Source organism: Glaciimonas sp. CA11.2, from assembly GCF_034314045.1.
Classification (GTDB): domain Bacteria; phylum Pseudomonadota; class Gammaproteobacteria; order Burkholderiales; family Burkholderiaceae_D; genus Glaciimonas.
On sequence record NZ_JAVIWL010000001.1, the window covers coordinates 2089791 to 2113257 of the forward strand.

16 protein-coding genes are annotated in these 23467 nt (G+C 51.7%); 13 read left to right on the forward strand and 3 right to left on the reverse strand.

Translation table 11 applies throughout. From position 1 onward, the window contains the following. Position 1 precedes the first annotated feature (1 nt). From RGU75_RS08930 to phaP, 5 genes are all read left to right on the forward strand, one after another. Complete coding sequence (locus tag RGU75_RS08930) at positions 2-2119, forward strand: peptidase domain-containing ABC transporter (RefSeq protein WP_322235048.1); 2118 nt, start codon at positions 2-4, stop codon at positions 2117-2119. Next, positions 2116-3576, forward strand: a complete 1461-nt coding sequence (locus RGU75_RS08935; RefSeq protein WP_322235049.1) for a TolC family protein — start codon at positions 2116-2118, stop codon at positions 3574-3576. The genes RGU75_RS08930 and RGU75_RS08935 overlap by 4 nt, the downstream gene beginning before the upstream one ends. A 578-nt stretch (positions 3577-4154) precedes the next feature. Beyond that, on the forward strand, positions 4155-5558 hold the full coding sequence (locus RGU75_RS08940) for a patatin-like phospholipase family protein (RefSeq protein WP_322235050.1): 1404 nt from the start codon (positions 4155-4157) through the stop codon (positions 5556-5558). A 13-nt stretch (positions 5559-5571) separates the two neighbouring features. Next, positions 5572-6408 carry a M15 family metallopeptidase gene (locus RGU75_RS08945; protein ID WP_322235052.1) on the forward strand — a complete coding sequence of 279 codons (837 nt, stop codon included), beginning with the start codon at positions 5572-5574 and terminating at the stop codon, positions 6406-6408. A 179-nt stretch (positions 6409-6587) separates the two neighbouring features. Further along, the gene (gene phaP, locus RGU75_RS08950; RefSeq protein WP_322235054.1) at positions 6588-7157 is read left to right on the forward strand and encodes a TIGR01841 family phasin; all 570 of its coding nucleotides are present in this window, start codon (positions 6588-6590) and stop codon (positions 7155-7157) included. Between the two features lie 175 nt (positions 7158-7332). On the opposite strand, the gene RGU75_RS08955 is transcribed toward phaP, so the two are convergent. Beyond that, positions 7333-8250 carry a LysR family transcriptional regulator gene (locus RGU75_RS08955; protein ID WP_322235057.1) on the reverse strand — a complete coding sequence of 306 codons (918 nt, stop codon included), beginning with the start codon at positions 8248-8250 and terminating at the stop codon, positions 7333-7335. 234 nt (positions 8251-8484) lie between these two features. Here RGU75_RS08955 and ygiD point away from each other — a divergent pair, with 234 nt between their 5' ends. After that, positions 8485-9291, forward strand: a complete 807-nt coding sequence (gene ygiD, locus RGU75_RS08960) for a 4,5-DOPA dioxygenase extradiol (RefSeq protein WP_322235060.1) — start codon at positions 8485-8487, stop codon at positions 9289-9291. Between the two features lie 78 nt (positions 9292-9369). On the opposite strand, the gene RGU75_RS08965 is transcribed toward ygiD, so the two are convergent. Then, the gene (locus RGU75_RS08965; protein WP_322235063.1) at positions 9370-10983 is read right to left on the reverse strand and encodes an NAD(P)/FAD-dependent oxidoreductase; all 1614 of its coding nucleotides are present in this window, start codon (positions 10981-10983) and stop codon (positions 9370-9372) included. Between the two features lie 339 nt (positions 10984-11322). Between RGU75_RS08965 and RGU75_RS08970 the strand changes: the two genes are divergently transcribed. Further along, positions 11323-11637, forward strand: coding sequence for a YXWGXW repeat-containing protein (locus RGU75_RS08970; RefSeq protein WP_322235066.1), 315 nt, complete (start codon positions 11323-11325; stop codon positions 11635-11637). A gap of 235 nt (positions 11638-11872) precedes the next feature. Here RGU75_RS08970 and mnmC read toward each other — a convergent pair whose 3' ends face one another. Then, the gene (mnmC, locus tag RGU75_RS08975; RefSeq protein WP_322235068.1) at positions 11873-13849 is read right to left on the reverse strand and encodes an FAD-dependent 5-carboxymethylaminomethyl-2-thiouridine(34) oxidoreductase MnmC; all 1977 of its coding nucleotides are present in this window, start codon (positions 13847-13849) and stop codon (positions 11873-11875) included. Between the two features lie 604 nt (positions 13850-14453). On the opposite strand from mnmC, the gene RGU75_RS08980 reads away from it, so the two are divergent. The 6 genes from RGU75_RS08980 to RGU75_RS09005 all read left to right on the forward strand — a co-directional run bounded on the left by RGU75_RS08980 (position 14454) and on the right by RGU75_RS09005 (position 23342). Continuing rightward, positions 14454-16526, forward strand: a complete 2073-nt coding sequence (locus RGU75_RS08980) for a phospholipase D-like domain-containing protein (protein ID WP_322235070.1) — start codon at positions 14454-14456, stop codon at positions 16524-16526. A 7-nt stretch (positions 16527-16533) separates the two neighbouring features. Next, positions 16534-16686 carry a hypothetical protein gene (locus RGU75_RS08985; RefSeq protein ID WP_322232404.1) on the forward strand — a complete coding sequence of 51 codons (153 nt, stop codon included), beginning with the start codon at positions 16534-16536 and terminating at the stop codon, positions 16684-16686. Then, on the forward strand, positions 16679-18214 hold the full coding sequence (locus RGU75_RS08990; protein ID WP_322235072.1) for a DUF6396 domain-containing protein: 1536 nt from the start codon (positions 16679-16681) through the stop codon (positions 18212-18214). The genes RGU75_RS08985 and RGU75_RS08990 overlap by 8 nt, the downstream gene beginning before the upstream one ends. Before the next feature lie 444 nt (positions 18215-18658). Further along, entirely contained in the window at positions 18659-21388 is a 2730-nt protein-coding gene (locus tag RGU75_RS08995) for a type VI secretion system Vgr family protein (protein WP_322235075.1), read from the forward strand. Positions 21389-21393: 5 nt separating this feature from the next. Continuing rightward, positions 21394-22389 (forward strand): DUF2515 family protein, encoded by a 996-nt coding sequence (locus RGU75_RS09000; RefSeq protein WP_322235078.1) that lies wholly within the window; start codon positions 21394-21396, stop codon positions 22387-22389. 149 nt (positions 22390-22538) lie between these two features. Further along, positions 22539-23342: a hypothetical protein gene (locus tag RGU75_RS09005; protein WP_322235081.1), complete on the forward strand. Its 804-nt coding sequence runs from the start codon at positions 22539-22541 to the stop codon at positions 23340-23342. Positions 23343-23467 lie beyond the last annotated feature (125 nt).

Consider the following 23467-nt stretch of genomic DNA (forward strand, 5'->3'; position numbering starts at 1 on the left):
GTTGATGATGGTGGCCCCGCTGTCCTTTGGTTTTGCTACGTCGTTGCCGCTGATCTTACAAACCGAAAGCGCCGAATGCGGCCTTGCGTGCGTTGCGATGGTGGCTGGCTATCATGGTTATCGGAGCGATTTGGCGACATTACGGCAACGCTTCCCGGTTTCGTTAAAAGGGTCAACATTAAGTGATTTGATCCACGTCGCGACCCAATTATCGATGGCGTCGCGCCCGATCAAGCTTGACCTTGATGCGCTTGACCAGTTACGCCTGCCGTGTGTGCTGCATTGGAATTTTAATCATTTTGTCGTGTTGCAAAAGGTGGGGCGCCGCACAGTGACGATACACGATCCGGCAACAGGCATCCGCACCTGCACGCTGGAGGAGCTGTCGAATGCTTTCACTGGTGTGGCGCTGGAATGTTGGCCAGATCCCGGATTTAAGACAGCGGAAGAAACCAAGCGTGTGCGTTTGCGCGATTTGTTGGGACATGTCAGCGGCTTATACCGATCGTTCGGTCAGATTATTTTGCTGTCGCTGGCGCTTGAAACATTTGCACTGGTGAGCCCGTTCTTTATGCAGTGGGTGATCGATAATGTACTGATATCGTCGGATCATGATTTGTTACTAACGCTGGCATTGGGGTTCGGATTTTTGCTGGTACTGCAGCAATTGATTGGCCTGGTCCGCAGTTGGGCAACGATGTATATGAGCACGACACTCAATGTGCAGTGGCAAGGTAACGTCTTATCGCATTTGCTGCGCTTACCGATTGATTGGTTTCAGAAACGCCATCTGGGTGATGTCGTGTCGCGCTTCGGTGCAGTCGGCGTCATTCAACGCACACTGACGATCTCCTTTCTGGAGGCGCTGCTTGATGGCGTAATGGCGACGTTAACGCTGACGCTCATGTTTCTCTATAGTCCTTTGCTGGCATGGATTGCAGTCGGTGCGATGGTGTTATATAGACTAGTGCGCTGGGCCTGGTTTGCGCCACTGCGGCGAGCAACTGAAGAACAAATCATTCACGCTGCTGTTCAGCAGACACATTTTTTGGAGACCATACGCGGCGTTAAAACCATCAAGTTGTTTCAGCGCGGTGATGCGCGACGTGTGGGTTGGCTGGGATTGCTGGTCGATCAGATCAATGCGGATCTGCGCACCCAAAAGCTTAACCTGCTTTACAAATCGCTCAATGGCATGATCTTCGGCATCGAAAATATTTTGATCATCAGTCTTGGAGCAAAGCTAATCATGGAGGGAAATTTCAGCGTCGGTGTGCTGATTGCTTTCGTTGCCTATAAAGGACAATTCGATTCGCGCGTGAGTTCGCTCATCGATAAATGGGTCGAGGTCAAGATGCTGAAACTGCAAGGAGAACGACTGTCGGATATTGTGTTGCAAAAGCCGGAACCGATGGCGACCAACGATGAAAATCCGGATGGACTACCCGCAACGCTGGAGGTAATAAATGTGCGCTTTCGCTACAGTGAGCGCGAGCGCGACGTACTGAGTGACGTATCGTTCATGGTTCGAGCCGGAGAGTCTGTGGCTATCGCTGGTCCGTCCGGTGGCGGCAAGACGACGCTAATGAATATTTTGTTAGGCGTGCTGACGCCGACCGAGGGCGAGGTGCTGATAGGAGGGCGCAACCTTGAGCGGGTGGGTCTGTCTACTTTGCGCGGTATGGTCGCTACGGTGTTACAGGACGATGTTTTGTTCGCCGGATCGATAACTGACAATATCTGTTTTTTTGATCCTGCGGCGGATCGGGAGTGGATCGGAGAGTGCGCGAGGCTGGCGGCAATTCATGATGACATTGTCGCTATGCCTATGGCTTACAACACAATGGTGGGTGATATGGGAACGGTGTTGTCGGGCGGTCAAAAACAGCGCGTGTTGCTGGCGCGTGCTTTATATAAGCGGCCGAAGATATTGTTTCTCGATGAGGCCACCAGCCATCTGGATATCGCCCGTGAACGGCTGGTTAATGATGCGGTTAAATCGCTGCACATTACACGGGTGATTATCGCTCATCGACCAGAAACAATCGCATCAGCCGACCGCGTGTTAATACTTGAAGACGGCAAACTGACGCAGCAGCCACCGGCACAACCGGCATGAATAGCCAAAGCATGACGACAGGTCGGAATGCCATACGGATGGCAGTATGGATGTGTTATCTGACAGTGTTTGCCGCAAAGTCATGTTTGGCGATAGATTTTTTGCATGATCCTTTTGGTGTGAACGTCGCTGTCTCACCAACCATTGACAAGAACATGGCTTTAGCTGGTGTATGTGGCGGGCTGACTTTGCCGACGGTATTAACGATGGCCGAAGCTGTCAGTCGCAGCCTGTGTAATAACCCGCAAACCGCTCAGAGTTGGGCCGGTGTGAAAGCGCAGGCTGCTTCTGTCGGCAGCGCTCAAGCGGCGTATCTGCCACACCTGAATGCCAGTGCGAATGTAGCGAAAGTGGCTAACCGGATTACGATTCCCGACTATCCTGCAGCTTCTAGTGCGCTGAGTGCGCGCAGTAGTGACGTGAACTTAAGCTTGAACTGGGTGTTATATGACTTCGGACTGCGCGCTGCTAATCTGGAGAGTGCGCGCCAGTTGCTAAATGCTGCGGTGGCAGCGCAAGATGATGTGTTGCAAACTGTGTTTTTAAGCACGGCGACCAGTTTCAACGCAGCACAAGCAGCGCAAGCCGGGTTATTGGCAGCTCAGGATGCGGAGCAGGCAGCGGCACAGAGCTATCGCGCGGCCCAAGCTAAATACGTGGCAGGAGCCGGCTCTCTTGCCGATAAGTTGCTGGCGCAAACCGCTTCTGCGTCGGCCGTGGTGCAACGCGTTCGCGCTGACGGCGACTGGCAGACTGCATTAGGTGGTTTGGCGAGTGTTATGGGCCTGCGCCCCGATACGCCGTTGCAGTTGGCGGACATCGGCATGGAGGCGGAAGATGTTGGGCCAGCGCCGGTTTTTGAGAAAGCTGTTGGAGAGTTGATCGAGGCGGCGTTGAGCGTGCATCCAAAAATTATTGCGGCGCGAGCGCGGTTGCAATCGGCGCAAGCGCAGGAGGAAGCAGCGCAGGCGCAAGGAAAACCGACGCTGTCGCTGTATATGACGGGTGATCGAAGCGATACGCCTATCAACCAAGTGGCGTCTCGGCAGATCAATAATAGTCGCAGTATCGGCTTGCAGATCAATATTCCATTGCTTGATGGTATCAGTCGCAACTATCAGGCACGCGGCGCGCAAGCGGGCGTTGAAAGCGCTGCTGCGGAGTTGGCAGAGACGCAGCGAGTGGTGGCGCTAGAAGTCGGGAACAGCGCCAAGAGTTTGCACACTGAAACAGAGAGCGCAAAAGCAACATTGATATTGATTCAGAGTGCGCAGCAGTCGATGGTCGTGGCGCAAGGCAGATACAAGGCGGGCGTCGGTACCATGTTGGAACTATTAAAGGCGCAGAGCGAACTGGCCGCTGCTGGGCAGCAGCGTATTATTGCGCTAACGCGAGGACAAACTGCGCGCCTCAGATTGGCAGCCAGCCTGGCACGCTTACGGATGGACGTTCTATAATTGCCGTGTAGGATGTGCCTGCGCAGGGACTCAAAATGTGGACTGCAAGCGTAAATCGATCATGTGGCGGCTTCAATTGGTAAGGTGCATTGCTGGGTTAATGCTATGCTCACAGTTGGTAAAAAAACAGCGCATGTAAGTTGATCAGGCGATAATTTTCCTTTTTTGCATGGTTGATTTTCAATGGCTAAGCGACAACTGAGTGATAACAAGGAATGGTGGAGTAAATGTTAGCGAACTATGTAGTAGTCGGATTGGAACTGAGTGTGGTGGTGATGATCGGTTTGGCAATCTATTTAATTAGAAAAAAATGAAGTATCGACAAGAAATCGATTCGTCGTCGGATGACTTGCTTCATCAAGGAGGTTTACAATAATGTGCTGGCATTGAGACTGTAGAGTCAGTTCTCGGCATGAGACTCTTAGCAAAGTGAAGTTGCGGTTGGCCGTGTCGCTGATTAATGGATGCGCCAAAGCAAGATAACGTCATTGGCTTAATGCATAAGTAGTTGCTTATCGGCACCACATTAGTAAGGTCGGGTAAGATTAGGTTTCTATTACCGCAAAGGATGGCGTCACATGACCAGTAAAGTTACGAGTAAACGTGCTGCTAGCGTGGCATCTCCCCTTAAAGCGACAACCTCTGGCGCAACCAAGGTCATTCCTGCTAAGGGTATGAAAAAAGTCGATAAACCGGCTATCGCAAAGGCAGTTATCAAGGCCGATACCGCACCAAGCTCCAAGGCCAGCATTAAACGAAGCATCAAGGACGGCAGCAAAGCAGGAGTTGAATCGACGACCAAGCCGAGTAATGAGTCAGGTAGTAAGCCAGTCACGAGGCCGACAACTAAACCAGCCGCGAGTCCCCGCATTGTATTGGTGTTGCAGGGCGGTGGCGCATTAGGTGCATATCAGGCTGGCGTCTATCAAGCCATGCACGAACACAACATGACGCCGGATTGGGTGGTGGGTACTTCCATTGGCGCAATCAATGCCGCTATTATTGCCGGTAACTCGCGGGAGTTAAGACTCGCACGCTTAAAAGAATTCTGGGATTCGGTCTCGCATAAAGATCTGGTGGACATGGCGCAAGTGCCGGATGCTGCGCGCAAGTCCAGTACCTGGTGGACAACGTTAGATACGGTGTTACGCGGCGTGCCGGGTTTTTTTAAGCCGCGCCACATTAACCCATTCGCGCTGGGTTTACCGGTAGAGCCGGAACAAGCAAGTTTCTATGACACAGCGCCGTTAGGCGAGACTCTGGCGCGATTGGTTGATCTGGATTTTCTGAACTGTCCCGACAGTATTCGGCTAACGGTCAGTGCCATGAAGGTGACGACTGGCGAATTGGTCTGTTTTGACTCCGATCAGCGCAAAATCGGTATCGAACACGTAATGGCTAGTGGCGCGTTGCCACCCGGTTTCGCCCCGGTGCGCGTGGATGGCGACTTGTATTGGGATGGCGGTTTGTACTCGAATACACCTTTGGAAATCGTGCTCGATGATCAGGATGATCGGCCCGATAAACCGCGGGTTGATACGATCTGCCTGATGGTGGATCTCTGGAGTGCAGAAGGTGAAGAGCCGCGCACCCTCGATGAGGTTGAAACGCGCCAGAAGGATGTGACATTTGCATCTCGATCACAGCGCCACATTGAAAACTATTTACTCAATCATCAGTTACGCCGCACAGCGCGGGCGTTATATGAAAAATTACCAGCAGAAGAGCGGAGCAAAGCCGATCTCAAACAATTTGCTGGCCTCGCCGACACCAGCACCATCCATTTGGTGCGGCTACGCTATTCCGGTCATGATTGGAATATGGCCTCGAAGGACGTTAATTTTTCGCGTGGTTCGGTGCAATGGCGTTGGGAGCAAGGCTATCAAGATGCATTGAAGGCGATACAAAGTGCAACAGTCGGCATGTTTGGCAGAACCGATGCAGGGCTGGTGATCCATGATCTGATTGAGGTCCCCGCTTGACAGGTCGGCAGCTGTGAACCGATTAACAACAACGTTGACATTGCGATTGTTGCCATCGCTAAGGCTGCTTCCCCACCTCATTCTTACCCTGAGTTGCGTGGTTGCGGCTGGCGCTGAAGTGTCGACAGATCGTCCGGCAATGGTGGCGCCTGACGATGTCAACTGCGCGCGTCTTAAAAGTACACGCGTCATGCGACCGGGCGCGCCTGTGAATTGCTCCCAATTGCAAATAGTGCGTTTCTCTTATATCGGCTTCGATGATCGCTTACACAATGACGGAGAAGTCATGGTGATGGCGGCGGTTGCGCCGGAGGTGCGCACTATTTTCTCGCTATTGCTGGCACGCCGCTTTCCTTTGGCCGGTGCGCATTTGATGAATAGTTATCTTGGGGATGACGATGCGTCGATGGCCGATAATAATACCTCCGCTTTCAACTATCGGCCGATAACCGGCGGTGGTGCACCGTCGTTACACGCATACGGTTTGGCGATTGATATTAATCCTCTACAAAATCCCTATTTGCTCCGCTCTGGCAATGGAAGGGTGGATGTTAGTCCAGCGGCCGGGAAGGCGTATGTAGCGCGTTTACCATTAAGACCTGGAATGGTCGACGATCAGGTAGTCCAGATTTTTGCCGCGCATGGATTCCCGATTTGGGGCGGCGATTGGCGTAAACCGATTGATTATCAGCATTTTCAAGTGAGCAGAAAGACCGCGGAACACCTGGCCAAATTGGGACTCAAAGAAGGACGCACGTATTTTGAAAATAGCATCCAGGCCTATCAAAGCTGCTTAGTGCGAAACCGGAAAATGTCCGAATCTAAAAGATTTTGTACCCTTGCAGAATAGGTGCTGTTGTGGGATAAATACAAGTGTCGAGAGACAAATGTTAAATCATTCGTTTATATTTGTTGCGTCGCACAATAGTTCTTGACGTCATATTTTCTATATGTAAAATACGTTTTGTTGCAGTGCACCATTTTGGTGGCTGATCTTTAGCAATACTACTTATAATTTAGGAGAAGAACATGTTTTCATTTCAAGAGCAGTTTTCCGCAGCCACTAAAGCCCATTTCGAAGCGCAACTCGCACTATTGAACACGCTGACTACTAAAGCATTCGAAGGCGTTGAAAAAGTTATCGAATTGAACATGAATGCAACTAAAGCGTCGATGGAAGAGTCGAGCGTTTCGGCCAAGCAATTGTTGGGCGCGAAAGATGCGCAAGAATTTATGTCGATATCGGCATCACAAGCTAAGCCAAGCGCAGAAAAAGCAGCCGCTTACGGTCGTCATTTGCAAGGTATCGCTACTGGTACACAAAATGAATTGACTAAAGCAGCAGAAGTACAAATTGCAGAAACCAGCCGCCGTATTAACGCGTTGATTGATGAAGTTAGCAAGAACGCTCCAGCAGGTTCGGAAAATGCAATCGCGATTCTGAAGTCTGTCATTGGCAACGCTAACGCTGGTTACGAGCAATTGACTAAGTCAGCTAAGCAAGCCGTTGAAACATTGGAAGCTAATGTAAATAACGCAACAACTCAGTTTGCACAAACAGCTGAAAAAGCTGCGCGCGCCGCAACGCCTAAGAAATAATATTCGCATTAATATGGTCAGTCGAACATTGGTTCGGCTGCATCAAGAGGGCCACTTAGTTTGCTAAGTGGCCCTTTTTGTTATATGCGGTGAAAGGACTATTGTGTGCCGCTTGCATTGCGGTTTTGTGGTGCGCCAAGGGATTGATTGGTTGCACATCAACCGTATGACGGGTTCACTCGTGTGGCAATCCCAGATCCCAATAGGGCGTGTCCCCAAATTGCTCTCCCAAAAAATCCACAAAGGTGCGAACTTTGGCAGACAAATGCCGACGGCTGGGATATGCCGCGTAGATAGAAAGTGTCTCGCTGTGATATTCGGGTAGCAACATGACAAGTCGCCCCGCGCGAACATCATCACCGACAATGAACGAAGGTTGCCGAATAATTCCCATCCCCGCTATCGCAGCTTCACGCAACAGATCGCCGTTGTTCGTGTTAAGTCCGCCTTTGACATGCACAGCAATCGTTTTGCCATCGCGTAAAAAACGCCATTCATCACGCGGTGTCGAGTAGGCATAATTCAAACAGACATGGTTTTCCAAGTCTATCGGATGTTGGGGGGTACCATTTTTTGCAAGATAGCCGGGCCCAGCGCACAACAAAACCCGCGCCGGTGCGATTTTCCGCACAACTAAACTTTGTCCTTGTAGTTTGCCGATTCGGATCGCGAGGTCGTAACCTTCGTCGACCAGATCAACGATGCGGTCCGATAAGGAGACATCAAGTACGACATTAGGATATCGCTCAGCGTAAAGCGGTAATACGCGGCCAAGATGATTCACTGAAAAAGATACCGGAACGTTAATACGCAATATCCCGCTCGGGTTCGCCGCGCTATTGCTGGCTTCCGTTTCCGCTTCATCGAGATCAAATAAGAGCTGGCGACTGCGCTCAAGATACGCGGTTCCGGTATCGGTGAGGCTAATCCGGCGGGTCGTGCGATTAAGAAGGCGCGCGTGCAAATAGGCTTCAAGGTCAGCAATGTGGCGGGTCACCGATGGATTTGAGATATCCAATGCCCGCGCCGCGGCCGATAAACTGCCGCAATCGGCGACTTTGACAAACACTTTCATCGATTCAAATAAATTCATAACGACGCACTATTATTTTGGAATTCGGAATGATCATTTTCTACGAAGCCTATTTTTCTTTCAAGTGAAAAAATATATAGTGAATATTCGCAGTTTGAGGGCTTGTTTCAACGGCTGGCATCAACGGCTGGAATTAACGGCTTGTATCACAGCTCGTTTCAAGGCCATTTGAGCGGCTGGCGTAGCGTGATTCCCAGCCTTTTCAATTTTTTACATTATTAGCGGAGAGATTTTATGAGCCATGTTGTCACCCGTCGCATGCCAGCGATATTTTTTGGTCATGGCAGTCCTATGAACGCCTTGCAGGATAATCGCTACACCGCCGCTTGGGAACAGTTGGGCGCGCGCGTAACCGCCTTGAAGCCAAGGGCAATTTTATCTATTTCAGCGCATTGGTACACGCGTGGAACCAATGTTACGGCGATGCCAATGCCGAAAACTATTCATGATTTTGGAGGGTTTCCGCAGGCCTTGTTTGATATTCAGTATCCAGCCCAGGGCGATCCTGCGTTAGCGGCCCAAGTGCGTGACTTGCTGGCACCGATGACGGTTGAGATGGATGATTCCTGGGGGTTGGATCACGGTACCTGGTCGGTTCTGGTGAAGGCTTTTCCAAAAGCCGACGTGCCGGTTATCCAGTTGAGCATCGATGCAACGCAGCCAACGCAATTTCATCTTGAACTTGGACGGAAATTAGCCGTTTTGCGCGAGCAAGGCGTGTTGATTATCGGGAGTGGGGATGTGGTGCACAATTTGCGGCTGGCAAATTGGGACCCACACGCACCGGCTCGGGATTGGGCGATGCGTTTCAACACCACTATCCGAGAAAGCTTATTGGCTGGCGATGTGCAAAAAGTGACGGATTACGCTGCACTTGGCGAAGATGGACAATTGTCAGTTCCGACCGCCGAACATTTTTTGCCATTGCTATATGTGATCGGTACGCAGCAGGATGACGAATCGATTTCAATCCCGGTAGATGGCATTGAAATGGGCGCGATCAGTATGATGTCGGTGGTCGTTGGCGCGCTAGGGGATTGAAGCGGTAGAGCGACGCCGGCATGTGTTCAACGGCTATCGCTCTGCGCTATTTTTGCGTCACATGATCTCCTGATCAGGCTAGTTGCCGGTGCTACTGGTCATGCTCAGCGCCACCGCTTCTGCAACACGAATGCCATCAATTGCCGCGGACATAATGCCACCCGCATAGCCCGCACCTTCGCCAGCAGGGAATAAACCGACAGTGTTCAAACTTTGCAGGCTGTCGTCGTGGCGCTTGATCCGCACCGGCGAAGAGGTGCGGGTTTCCACGCCCGTCAGTACCGCATCCGCCATAGCAAAGCCACGGATTTGTTTATCGAACGCGGGTAACGCCTCGCGCATGGCGGTGATGGCATACTCCGGCAGTGCCAAACTGAGGTCGCCAAGCTGCACGCCAGGTTTGTAGGATGGCAATACCGTGCCGAATTCAGTTGAGGCGCGACCCGCCAAAAAGTCGCCCACCAGTTGTCCTGGTGCGTTGTAATTGCCGCCGCCCAGTTCATAGGCACGCGACTCCCAATGTTCCTGCAAGGCAATTCCGGCCAGCGGATGATCGGGGTAATCAGCCGGCGTAATACCGACCACGATGCCGCTGTTAGCGTTGCGTTCATTGCGCGAATACTGGCTCATGCCGTTGGTGACAACGCGTCCCGGTTCGGAGGTTGCCGCCACGACCGTGCCGCCAGGACACATGCAAAAGCTGTATACCGCGCGGCCATTAGCGCAGTGATGCACCAATTTGTAATCGGCAGCGCCAAGGATAGGGTGACCGGCGCTTGGGCCAAATCGACATTTATCGATCAGTGATTGCGGGTGTTCAATGCGAAAACCGACCGAAAATGCCTTCGCCTCGACGTAAACACCGCGCTCGAAAAGCATTTGAAAGGTATCACGGGCGCTATGACCGATTGCCAGCACTACATGGTCGGTGACAATGGTCTCGCCGCTGGCGAGGATCACGGCACGGATTTGCCCCTTATCGATATCCAGATCCTGGACTTTTTGCTCAAAACGAAACTCTCCGCCCAGCGCTTCAATCGATGCACGCATTTTCTCGACCATCTTCACCAAACGGAAGGTGCCGATATGCGGTTTGCTGACGTACATGATTTCTTCCGGGGCGTCTGCCGTGACAAATTCGGTCAGCACTTTGCGACCGTAGTGCTTTGGATCTTTAATCTGCGTCCATAATTTTCCATCGGAGAAGGTTCCTGCGCCACCTTCGCCAAACTGTACATTCGATTCGGGTTGCAGCTCGCGCTTGCGCCAGAGGCCCCACGTATCTTTGGTCCGTTCGCGCACCGCTTTGCCACGCTCCAGGACAATTGGTTTAAAACCCATCTGCGCCAAAATCAAGGCAGCAAACAGTCCACAAGGCCCGGTGCCGATCACAACTGGTCGCGACTTTTCTGTACCGTTTGCATGCGCTACAAATTTGTACTCCATGTCTGGGGTTGGCGTCACATTTTTAAGCGCCTTGAGACGTTGTTGCACCGCCGCCTCATCTTCCAATTCGACATCGACCGTATAGGTCAGCAACACTGCATTCTTTTTGCGGGCGTCATAACTTCGACGAAAAATCGTAAAGCCAAGCAGCGCGGCCGGTTTAATTGCTAACCGGTCCAGAATCGCGCTGCGGAGCGCGTCTTCCGGGTGGTCGAGCGGTAGCTGTATTTCGTTCAATCGCAACATGGGTGTTCCGGTATTTTTGGTAAATAGTAAGTGCCGATATCATTGGACTGATTCATGGGTCGAATGCATCGGACGGATCTTATGGGCCTGTCGGACCTGCGGGTCACGGCTGAATGGATGCATTTTACCTTAGCGCTCGCCCATTCCGGCTTTTACCACAGTCGATTCCCGTCGAATTTAGCCTGAGCAGGATAAGCAGCGTGAGAGGTGTTTCAAACTGTGTCAAAAACGCTGAAAAACCGGTTGTTTGGTCAAATTGGAAACAAAAAATTACAGTTAATGTGAAAGTGCTGGCCTATATTACTTATCAGGACTTGCTCACATTAAAGGAGAATTTTCATGAAGTTCAAATCGATTCTTTGCGTCAGCTTGCTCGCAGTGAGCGCTGGATTCATAGCGCCGATAACGCAGGCACACGCACAGGTGGTCGTCGGTATCGGGGTTGCTCCGCCGCCTCCACGCTATGAGGTTGTACCGCCACCGCGTGGCGGCTTTATCTGGGCACCGGGCTATTGGCGCTGGAATGGTCGTCGGCATGTCTGGGTCGGCGGACATTATATGCGGGCGCGTCCCGGCTATCGTTACCATGCACCGGGTTGGGAGCACGGTCCCCGCGGCGACTGGCGGTTCCGTGAGCGCGGTTGGGAAAGATAACTTTTTGGTGATGATGGCCCTGATGCGTTTGGGTCATCATTGTTTTTCTTACGTATTCGTACGTTTTATTGCTTTTTCGATATTTATTGGCGAAGTGCACTCCAAGTAGCCGCACGCCTTTATGCATCTTTTTTGTCTATTTGAAGTCTTCTAGAAATATCGATTCGTGATTGAAGATTTTTGCAGGATTGGTGTCGCGAACGGTTTTTAATTCATCGCCAGCTACATGTTTACATTAATTGGATTTTTTCCGACGCTGCGTCCGCAAGAGAAAACGTGCAGGATCGACGGCCGCCGCCAGCTCCGCTTCGATCGGTAACGGCTCACCGTTCAATTCTGCCGCCAGCAGTTCGGCTGCGAGCGGTGCCCAGATCAACCCACGCGAAGCAAATCCCAGCAATCCATACAGGCCAGGAAATCGCGGCAGATCTTTCAGTTGCGGTTCACGCAGTGCAGAGTTTGTTATCGGATCTGGAAGGGCACCGATTAACGGTAAACGGTCGGTGGAGACACAGCGGAAACCCACCCTTCCAGCGAGTGGCAGTTGCGCCGTATCGACTTTCCAATCGGGTAAAATTTTCTGAAGACGGACAATATTTTCATTCTGACTTTTTTGCCGCAATATCTCCTCGTGGTCTTCGTCATACGTCGCACCCAAGCTGTGCCAACCGTCAGCGGCCGGCGTTAAATAGCCATCTCCACACAGCACTTGTGTGATGTTTGGGGCGCTGTCCTCATGGAGGTAGGTAACCTGACCACGAATGGCTGTTAGTGGCAGATCGCGGGTTTGTGGAAACGTTAGCGCACCCATTCCATTTGCCATAATCACCACCGGCGCACTGGCAATCCCTTTTCCTTTGTCGTCGCATACTTGCCAACCATCGACCGTTTTTATGAGCGAGCTGACCGACCTATTAAAATGCATTTCCAATCGTTCACCGCAAGCCTCCAGCATTGTCTGACATAAGCTACGCGGATGCACCCATCCGCCGCCGGTAAACCGCCAACCGCCATGGTTCACTTCGGTTCCGAGTAGCGCGCTGGCGGCCGACTGCGTGAGCCATTGCGCATAGTCGTTTGGATGCGTGGCTTGCGCCGCCCAACGCCGTTGCGCATCGGCCTGATCGGCGTCGCGCGCAATCTGAAGTACACCGCAACTTGCACCCGAGAAGGCATTGCCTATACCGCCGAGACTTTCCCATACATGGCGTGCGAAAAGATACGCGGCACGACTCAAGCGCGAAGTCGGATTATCATCTCTTGATAAAACCGGCATGAAAATGCCGACGGCGTTGCCGGATGCTTCTTGCGCGATATCGGCATGACGCTCGATCAGGCTGACTTTCCAGCCGCGCAATGTCAGCCGTTGGCAAGCGGCAGCGCCCGCTAATCCTGCGCCGATAATAATCGCGTGACGCTGATTCTGAGAGGGATTGCTAGTTGGCAAAGTTGGCTGCCAGCGTGGCAAAAAATACGCGATTGCAGTGTTTGCAAAGCCGGCAGAATTTTTTGTATTGTCGACGATGGCAGGATTCTCAAAAACAAATCCGGCTTGCTCCAAACTTTTTTGTTGTCTATCGCTCAGATCAACAATAGTTAATCTTGCGTTGGGAATCGCTAGTCGATTGAGTCTTCCCAGCAAAGGTAGTGGCCATAGTTGTTGCGCTGGACCATGGACATAAAATGTATTTATACGGGCTTCAATCTGTTGTAAGCATTTACCGCTGTCGCCAATCATCAACGTCAATACGATCTTGTTGTGCGCCAGATAAAGACGATGAAAGCCCGCCATCAAGGTTGGCCAGACCGCACGTAATTCCTGCGCGTGCATCGCCCATTCCGGCCATGTTGCGTGCGCTTCGGTCAGTTCCGCGATGGAAAATGAGGTTGGCATCAACGCCAAATAATGTAACTGTTGTGGGCGCTCGGGATGTTCGCACCAACTCTGCCATGTAGCGAGAAAATGACCACCTGCATCGAACGCTGTATCGAGAATTGTGAAGCAATCCTGTTGCTGCCATTGATCGATAGGCGATGCAATGCCGAGCAAGTTATTCATTGATGTATTGGCTGAAGTATTTACCGATTTTTCGACGACGGTATCAATGATGGTATTAATCGATTCGTCACGCGCTATTCCTTCCGCCGAAGCTGGATCGGATTTGTCAGGAGGAGGCGCGCCAGGCAGAAAAGGTGGGACAGATTTGTGCATGCGGAGAGTGTAACGACATTTCCTTTCAATAGATGTAATTATGACTGCAAGGCGAATTCTTCGTTAGATGGATTGGTAAGTTTGTGGTTGGCATTGTTTGCATAAGACTCAGTAAAGAATAGTTAATTTCGACACTCGCTTCTTAGCTCGCCTCATTTTTGATTTGCCATTCCCTACAAGAACCAGAATCTTCTTAGAACTATTCACGACCATTCCCGTTTATTATTGCCGCAGAGTTTTTCACCTCCACGATTGCAAGATTGTAATAAAGATAAAGATTGCATTCAATCGTCCTCACGTTCGTAGCGGAAGGTCTTCCATCATGTCCAGCAGTCGCACTTTCAGCGCATCTGGCAGCGCTATTCCAACACGCTTGAATCAACCTGCGCTGGTCCACTCAGTCTCTGCGGAACAGAGGGACTGAACGCGTTGTTTCACTAAACCGGCGTGCTGATAAAGCCCGAAGCCTTGAGTTGATGATCGTACTGTACGGCAACGGTGGATTTGTCTGCAGCGCGGTTGGTAACAAAGAAACCGGACAACAGCACTATCTAAGCCCTGCCTATTTTTTCGATTTACCTGAAAGCCAAAAGACAGGAGTTCCATGCCACCGAATATCAAAGACCTATTTTTTACTGAAACGACCCATGTTGATGAAGTCAACTGTCGGGCTACCATGAGTCGGCAATGGTTATTGGAGAATCGTAATGGTGTTGGTCGGCATCCGATTTCGGTCGACAATCACCTCGATTTTTATATCTGCGCATCAGAAGCATTTCCCCACATTGTTAAAGATATCAACGCGGCTATAAAAAGCATTGACCTGATCTGCTGGGGTTTTGATCCCGGCATGGAAGTGACAGATCGCAACGCAAAGGATTGGCCGCGTAGTACCACTTACGGCGATTTATTGCGTGAGAGAGCTAGTAGCGGCGTGACGGTGCGTTTGCTGGTGTGGTTCGCTGATGGATGGTTTGGCCCTATTGGTCGTGTGGCAAGCAATCTTTACGGTCATCCTAAATGGGGGCGGGCCAACAAGAGCGACCCCAACTATGCGCGTGCCAAATTTTGTGAAGACTGGTGGGATGATGCGATGGCTGGACGTATTCCCAATCTGCATGTGCGTTATCGCTCAGCTGATGCTGGAGCGATAACGGCGAGCCTGAAAGGAGAAACGCCAGGGTTTACGGATATTGAAGTGTTAGGCCTGATCCGCGTAGCAACGCATCACCAAAAGCCGATTCTGATTGATGTCGAACTGCGAGAGGAAGCGGTCGGCTACGTGATGGGACTCAATTCCACCACCGACTATTGGGATACGCCTGCGCACCTTTATAACGATGAGCGACGCGGGCATCAACGCGAAGGCGGAGCGGATAAGCGCAATTCTGGGCTCGGACTTAAACCATTCCGTGACTACGCGATTCGGGTGAAGGGTAAAGCGCTGCATTGCCTGAACCGGAATTTTGTGACCGCATGGGACAAGGCCAAACGGAACTGGGACCCTGTGCCTGAATCCTCTAAAGTGTCTGCCATACAGGGAGAGACGGGCAAGAAAAATTCCAATACTAGCCGTGCCAAACTTGTTAAAGACATGTTGGACGAGACCTTCAAGGGCCCGATTGTCAAACTGGGCAGAGGCGATAGTCAACCGGGTCGGTTGCAGTCCACGCGAGAGGCGATCACGCCGGATGCTTTTAGGCTTCTTCCTTCCGGCACAACGCGGCAGATGGCGCAGATCGTGCGTACGCAACCCGAAGAGTCGGACAAAACCATTCAGGAAGCCTACTGGCTGGCCACCAGTCAGGCGCGCAATTATCTCTATATCGAAAATCAATACTTTCAGTACACACCATGGGCAGAACATCTGAAAGCCATGCGTAAGCGTTATGTTAAGCGTATGCGGGAATGTGGATGGGGAACCAATGTCCCCGATTTATATGTCTTTATCGTCATTCCCGAAGCCGAGCGCCACGGGATGGTCCCGCGCACCTACGATACCGTGGCCGAACTGGGCCAAGCCCAGACCATGAAGAACTACGATGAGGCAGTCAGGCAGCAACGTGAATGGAGTTTGGGCTTTTTCAATCAATGGATTGCGACTCCTTTCAAGAAGCTTATGTCGCTTGGGAGGCTGATACCGTCAATTGACGAGATCACCAAGGCGGATATTGTCGACTCGGCTGCGCGTGCACCGGTAAGCGAGGCGGAGCTCGATGACATGGGCATCAAAGTCCTGATCGCTAAACTGTATACACAGGATTCACATTCGAACCGATGTCGTGAAATTTACATCCACAGCAAACTGATGATTATCGATGACGTCTTTTTAACGCTCGGCAGCGCCAACATGAATGTGCGCAGCATGGTGGTGGATAGCGAAATCAACATCAGTTGTGTGAATGCGGAATTTGCACGGGGCGCGCGGGAAAGGGTATGGGGAAATTTGGCGGGAGAGGAGTGGGATGGTGGTGATGGAAACCCATTGAGTATTCAAAAAACTCACGAAGGTTGGGTGAAAAAAATGAAAGAAAATGCCAAATTTGTTGATAAACAAAATGGGCGGATTCAGGATTTCATCGTCACCTACTCCGACCAGCGAGGGGGAACTGGCGTTACTGGCGTCCGCGTGGCGCAAGCCCCTGCTGCCGCTACCTATAACGAGGCATTGGCATGACAGTCCAATGCAGTGGGCAACCGGTTTGGAAAAATGGGATGCTCACCTTGCTCAACGTTATTTCACCCGCGCCAAACCGGACCCGATGCGGATTAGGCCGCTGGTCATCAGCGCTTTTTCTTTTTATTTCACTTACACTGACAGCCTGCTCCATGGATAACACACTTCCCCGTCACCAAATTCCCCCTCTCTTTTTTCCGCACCGTACCGAGTTCCTCTGCAAGCATGAATTGACGGTAACGCCGCCAGTGGATCCGCAGGCAGAAATCTGGTATCAACAGGCGGTGGCGCTGGACACGCCCACGCTCTGGAAGGAGGACCGCGACTGGCCGCAAATTCTGGCGCTGTACACCAAAGCAGCGGAGCGCAAGCACTGGAGGGCGATGAACAATCTGGCTACGTTGTATCAGACCGGGGTGTGGGGGTTGATCGATTCGGATAAACTCTTGGTGGCACGACAACCGCAGGTGGCGATGGCACTGACAGAAGAGGCGATGCAGATGGGCGTACCTCTGGCGTACGCGGTGATGGGCAATTATTACGCCGATGGCTTTATCGTCAAGCCCGACCCAACCAACGCGTGGGCGTTCTGGCAGCAGGCCGCCGAGATGGGGAGCAGTTATGCCCAGTTCACGATTGGGCGCAGTTTGAATTCTGGTAGCGACGCGCCCGAACGTGGTCGGTGGGCCAATGTGCCGATCGCCCTCAAGATGCTCGAATGTGCGTTTTCACAGGGCAATGGGGACGCCGCGCAGGCGCTGGGAATCGAATATAACATTATTCAAAAAGACAACGTGCGTGCACTTCATTACCTGCATGAGGGCGTCAAATTCGGGAGTTGGGCTGCGGCAAATAATCTGCGTAGTAAATTTGAATCTATCAAAGGTCTCACGCCTTACGGCATCGATACTTCACGCGCTGATCGCTATCTAGTCTTCAGCGATGCACTCGGACGCAATCGCGACCTCCGCTTCCCCAACCTGGACAAAGTGCTGCCTTTACCGCCCGCCGACCTGCCGCAATGGAACGGTAACAAAGAAGACCTGATCAACGCCGCCAAACAGGTGGTGCCAATCCCACCCCCTCCGGCACCCACGCCTGGAGCGGACTTAACCGGCCGTGCACATATCCCGCAAGGGTGGGTATTGCCAGAATATCCCAAGATACCCTATGCTTTGTTGAGAGAGGGGCATAATCATGTGTCATCGGAATACGAGGGCGTCAGAGTGCCTTTTAGCGGCTATTGGCTGCCTCAGTTGCTGGCGCGGACCAGCTATGAGGATCTGCTTTTTGATCGCCAGCAGACCCCGCAACGCTATACCGATAACGAAGGGTTCGACAATCTGCCCCATTTTCTAGGGCCAAAATCCGGCCGTATCATGTGGCATTTTAGAGGCGATCCCGAGCAGTTGCCGGTCCCCGCCCGTATCGGACAACTCAGCAGCGGTGAATGGCGCGAAGCGCGGGCCAATCCGGTCCGCACTGAGTGTGACGGGGCAGAAACCTGTCCCCACACCGGCATCTGGCAACCGCTCTTGCCGGACGAACATCCCCTCAAAGCACTGGTTAACTGGCGCTGGCGCCAAACCTGGGCCGTCAAGGGACAACCTTTTCCCGATCCGCAGCAGGATTGGCTGGTGGATGTAGCGAACTATGCGGTGAAGTGGCGACTGATTGAGATGGGTTAGGTAACTTTCAGATTTCAATAATGACAGGCTGTCGTGGTGGCCCATACCACGATAGCGCCATAAGACTTTAGAACTGGTGTTAACCCACCTTAATGCACGTCATTGATAGAGCGCTTGTTGACATGCATTTTTAGTCTTTGAATGCGGAGAGGGGAAAGTTGTAGGACATAGTATTTCGGTAAATAACACCATATCAGGCAGGTCCGATAGCGTGATGATCATCGACCTATAAGTGACCAGATTCTCCCTACAATAGCTAACTACATAAATAATCGCGGATTATTCTTAATTTTGAAAATGGCATACATTTTCAGAAAGTTCTTAGCACTATTGATGATCATTACCGCTTAATATTGCCACAGAGTTTTTCACCTCCACGATTGCAAGATGCGATAAAGATTGCATTAAATCGTCCTCACGTTCGTAGCGGAAGGTCTTCCCCCAATGTCCAGCAGTCGCACTCTCCGCGCATCTAGCAGCGCTATTCCAACACGCCTGAATCAACCTGCGCTGGTGCCGATTAGTCTCTCTGGCACGGAAGGCATGAACGCATTATTCGATTACACCGTCGTGCTGATGACACCCGAATCCTTGATCCATCTGAGTGAAGATATCGGCAATGTCAATCTTGACGATTTCATTGGTCGCGAGTTAACCATCATGATTGCATTGGATGGCAGCGGTGGATTTATCGACAGCGTATTTGCTGACAATCTGCTTGGCAACATCGGTGCTGGGACGCGTGAAATCTCCGGCTTGATCACCGCCGCCAGCATGCTGCGCCAGGAAGGACGTCACGCGCTGTACGAAGTCACCTTGCGCCCATGGTTGCATCTGGCGACACTGACGACCGACTGCAAGATATTTCAGGATCAAAGCGTGATCGAGATCATTGATCTGCTGTTTGCCGACTACGCCTTTCCGCTCGACAAGCGTCTCATCGAGACTTATCCCAAACGCGACTATCAGACCCAATACAACGAAAGCGACTTTACGTTCTTTAGCCGATTGTGCGAAGAATGGGGAATCAACTATTTCTTCGAGCATGATAATGGCGTCCATCGACTGGTCTTAATCGACAGCATCGGCGCGCATAAGAATTCGCCCAGCAGCGCCTATCACGTGGTGCAGTTTCATACGGAAGGCAAACATATCGATGAAGAGTGTATTCATGCCTTTTCACCCGTACATCAACTTACCTCCGGCCAGTACACCACGCGGGATTATGACTACACGCGCCCCAAGGCCAATCTCACCGCCAACCGCTACGATCCCCGCCCCACCGCACACAATCAGCAAGCCGTCTATCAATGGCATGCCGACGCGCATTATAGCCAGCCGAAGGCGGGTTCCGGTTCAGCAAGCACCAACCCGGAAAGCCAGAATGATCCGTTTGCCGAAGGCGATTTCATCGCCCGTTTGCGCATGCAAGCCTTACACAGCGTCGGCCAACGAGCGCAAGGCCAAGGCCATCTACGCGGCATGGTGCCCGGTTGCATCTTTACGCTAACGCGTCATCCGCAGACCGCCGCCAATGCCGAGTATGTGATCCTATCGACCACACTGAGGATCGACGAAGCCGCGCAAGAAACGCAGGCGTCCGACAATGCGCATCGGCAACGTTATCGCGTCCACGTCGATTTTACGGTGCAACCGGCCAGCGAGAACGTACGACCGCAACGGTCTACACCCAAACCGTTGACCCACGGTCCCGCCACCACCATCGTGGTCGGTCCGCAGGGACAAAACATCTGGACCGATACCCTCGGGCGCATCAAGCTCCAGTTTCCATGGGACCGCCTCGGCCAACACAATCATCAGAGCAGTTGCTGGGTCCGCGTCGTCGCACCGTGGGCTGGCAATCAACTCGGCGGCATGCATATTCCCCGCATCGGGCAAGAAGTCATCGTCGACTTTCTGAGTGGCGATCCCGACTTGCCGCTATGTACCGGACGGGTGTACAACCAACTCAATACGCCACCGTGGGCATTGCCGAGCCAGAGTGCGCTATCCGGATTTCGCTCACGGGAACTGACACCTGACGGCGGCAATGCGGCCAGCGGACGCAGCAACCATCTGGTCATGGATGACACCGCTGGCAAAATCCAGAGCCAGCTCAAAAGCGATCATCAGCATAGCCAATTGAGTTTGGGCCACATTACACGCATCGAAGACCACGCCTGTCGTAAGGAATCCCGCGGTCAAGGATTTGAACTGCGCACCGACGGGCATGGCGCAATCCGCGCTAAAACCGGTCTGCTGATCAGCACCGAAAGCCGTACTCATGCCAGTCACCACATCACCGATCTGGGCGAGACGGCACAGCGCCTGATCGATGCGCACGGTCAACAGCAAAGCTTTGGTGAACTGGCGCAGCAACATGGTGCGCTTGAAGCCGATGAGCACAAAGCGGTCACCACTTCACTCACCGATCAGAACGACGCGATTCAAGGGACCGGCGGCAACAACGGAAACAACGGCAACGTCAAAGAAGGCAGCTTTCCCGAATTAACCGCACCGCATCTGATACTCGCCAGTCCAGCGGGGATCGCTACCACGACGCCGCAATCGACCCACATTGCCAGCGGGGAGCATGTAGCGCTCACCAGCGGACAGGATATGAGTTTGTCGGTAGGACAACGGCTCATCGCCAGTGTCAAAAACGGCATCCGCCTGTTTGCCTACAACGCCGGTATGAAAATGGTCGCCAGCAGCGCCGACATTGATGTGAAGGCATTAAAGAGCAGCCTCAACATTTTAGCCAAACTCAATATTACCCACACCGCCAACCGTATCGTCATCAATGCTACCGAAGAAGTCATGATCAATGGCGGCGGCAGCTATACCAAATACAACGCCAATGGGATTGAGAGCGGAACCAGTGGCGCGTATCTGATACGCGCGGCAAGCAAAGAGGTAATCGGTCCCAAAAGTTTTGGCGTCAATGTCACCGGCCTTCCCGCAGTCGACGTCTACGACGAAACTTTTCGGGTGCTCGGCATGACTGGCTTACCGCAGCCCGGCGCGGACTATCGACTGCAGGAAGAAGACGGACATTTCTCTGAAACCGCAGAAAAAGGTACCACGCCATCAGTCCATACCAAGCAAACACAATCGCTCAAATTCGACCTTCATTTTCCCACCATCGACACCAGCAATGACAACAAGGAATAAATAACATGGCAGATACCTTCGTCATCGGCACTACCAACAAGATACCGAATAGTTGTGTCGACTTAATCTGTACATGCCCAGTCATGTGGTCGCGAGCGACACAATTTGCCTATCTGCGGATGTGTAATCACAAACCAAAAACGCAGGAATATCATCTGATTGACAGCTATGTTGTGCGCGCACGACGCATTTCAGCGACCTATGCGCGGCTTTATCTTGAGCAAGAAAAATTTAGCCAGCCAGAAAAAAAAGGCCGCTTCTACTGGGCCGCGCTGGCAGCTTTTGCCAGCAAAACCGTTGCCTGTTCGCTCGAATTATCACGCGTGAAAATGATCCACGTAATCCATCAAGGGCTGGCTAAAGGCAATTTCTGGTTATTTATGGATATCGCCGCTACCCATGCTTACTGGGCAATGGAATCGCCGAGTTTTAAACAATGCGCCTCCGCCCGAGCCAAAGTCGATGAATTGGTCCCAACGGTAACAGCGCAAATGAAGAAATTGCCCTGGCATGATGAGGCGATGGCGACATTGCGGAATTTGCCAATCACGCCAGAGATCGATCAGGCGTTTGACAAAATGATGGAGTTTGAGTCCGCTTCAAAAAAACAAAAACCGATTAAACAACTTGAGCATCTGATGCTGGTTGCCAACCACGAACAACGCAAGATACTGCAACCGCTCATTTATGACGATCCCTATTTTTCCTGCTGGCTTGAGATGCAACGGTGGCCAGTAGTGCAGCAGATAACGCCGGCTTTGGAACTGGTATTCACCCATGCATGCAGCACCGATGATCCTACATTGAAATCGACCGCACCAAAAAAAACGGTATTGGAGAATGAAGACAGTCGCATGGATTGGATTAAGTTGGCGGCCCAGAAATTTCACGGTTTGATGCAAAAGCGTGCGCCTTTTATGGAAAAAGAGCTCTGCATCATGGCAGGGTGGGTCAGCTTGCCGGATACGATTATTCATTTAAATGAAATGCCACCATCGTGAGCAAAGCAGGGCGCAGATGGATTGTAGTGTGCAGCCTGTTGTTCGCCTGCGTTGTGTGCATGACGTGGTGGCGCTGTGCGTATCTGCCGTGGCTTGATCATCCCCTCATCAACTCTCTACAAAATCATTTATTCAACGAAAAGGTCGACATGGCACAAACAGAGATCACGATACGCTTAGGTCAGCAAGGTCAGGATTGGGCAAAAATGTACCCGAGGCAATTAAAAGTTAACGATAAGAATGCCAATGGCGAAATGGTGTTTTATGAAATCCATTGGACGCGTATTCCTTATCAGCAATCCCTTGGTAACGTGCATATTGATAATGGTACCTATAGCTTTACTACTCCCTTTGTTCTGAGCGTCATGGGGGTGGCAGTGCCGGGCGATACGCCAGAGGAGGGAATTGAAAATTTTTCACTGGGAGTCGGCATGTCAGAAGCAACGGTACTTCATCCCGAAGCCCAAAGACAGTTTTACGCGCTACTCAAGACTATACAAAAAGCAGGTTGGAAGCGATATATCGATGTTGATTTTCCCCGAATCAGCGGACGTGACGCACTGGTGTATTCGCAGATGGTCGAAAGTAGTCACCCGATTGATCCCGACTATATCCCGACCTTTCAGGAATGGATGTGGATTAGAAATTATGCTCACTGGAATTTTTATGCCAACGGCGTGTACCTGGACGTATCTTTTCAGAGAGGTATGGAAGTCGATCCTAACAAGCTAGGCGCTTACTTAATTTCACTGGAATTTGAAACCAGAAATGCGTGGGAGCGAGCGCATTTTCAGGGAAAAGAGCGATCACGCTGGAGAGAACTCTACCCGCCAACCCGCCAACACCTGAAAACCATGCGCCCCATCGCCGAGCAGAAAATTCGCGCCGAGGGTAAATATCATATCGATGAAAGTTACCGTAATCCCGACGATGACAGGCCTGAATCCACATAAATCGTCGTCCTGAGTTGTCCTTTTTGTCAAAATTATCGCTCTGCCAAGATCGTCCAGAAAGGCTATCTATTACGCGGTGCGGCTACGGCGGGTAAGCAAACAAATAACTAAGAGATAGGGAAATA

What these genes read in the sequence shown, in the direction of transcription:
- RGU75_RS08935 (WP_322235049.1), top strand. Translation starts at nt 2,116, where the DNA reads ATGAATAGCCAAAGCATGACGACAGGTCGGAATGCCATACGGATGGCA.
- RGU75_RS08940 (WP_322235050.1), top strand. Translation starts at nt 4,155, where the DNA reads ATGACCAGTAAAGTTACGAGTAAACGTGCTGCTAGCGTGGCATCTCCC.
- phaP (WP_322235054.1), top strand. Translation starts at nt 6,588, where the DNA reads ATGTTTTCATTTCAAGAGCAGTTTTCCGCAGCCACTAAAGCCCATTTC.
- RGU75_RS08955 (WP_322235057.1), bottom strand. Translation starts at nt 8,250, where the DNA reads ATGAATTTATTTGAATCGATGAAAGTGTTTGTCAAAGTCGCCGATTGC.
- ygiD (WP_322235060.1), top strand. Translation starts at nt 8,485, where the DNA reads ATGAGCCATGTTGTCACCCGTCGCATGCCAGCGATATTTTTTGGTCAT.
- RGU75_RS08965 (WP_322235063.1), bottom strand. Translation starts at nt 10,983, where the DNA reads ATGTTGCGATTGAACGAAATACAGCTACCGCTCGACCACCCGGAAGAC.
- RGU75_RS08970 (WP_322235066.1), top strand. Translation starts at nt 11,323, where the DNA reads ATGAAGTTCAAATCGATTCTTTGCGTCAGCTTGCTCGCAGTGAGCGCT.
- mnmC (WP_322235068.1), bottom strand. Translation starts at nt 13,849, where the DNA reads ATGCACAAATCTGTCCCACCTTTTCTGCCTGGCGCGCCTCCTCCTGAC.
- RGU75_RS08980 (WP_322235070.1), top strand. Translation starts at nt 14,454, where the DNA reads ATGCCACCGAATATCAAAGACCTATTTTTTACTGAAACGACCCATGTT.
- RGU75_RS08985 (WP_322232404.1), top strand. Translation starts at nt 16,534, where the DNA reads ATGCAGTGGGCAACCGGTTTGGAAAAATGGGATGCTCACCTTGCTCAA.
- RGU75_RS08990 (WP_322235072.1), top strand. Translation starts at nt 16,679, where the DNA reads ATGGATAACACACTTCCCCGTCACCAAATTCCCCCTCTCTTTTTTCCG.
- RGU75_RS08995 (WP_322235075.1), top strand. Translation starts at nt 18,659, where the DNA reads ATGTCCAGCAGTCGCACTCTCCGCGCATCTAGCAGCGCTATTCCAACA.
- RGU75_RS09000 (WP_322235078.1), top strand. Translation starts at nt 21,394, where the DNA reads ATGGCAGATACCTTCGTCATCGGCACTACCAACAAGATACCGAATAGT.
- RGU75_RS09005 (WP_322235081.1), top strand. Translation starts at nt 22,539, where the DNA reads ATGGCACAAACAGAGATCACGATACGCTTAGGTCAGCAAGGTCAGGAT.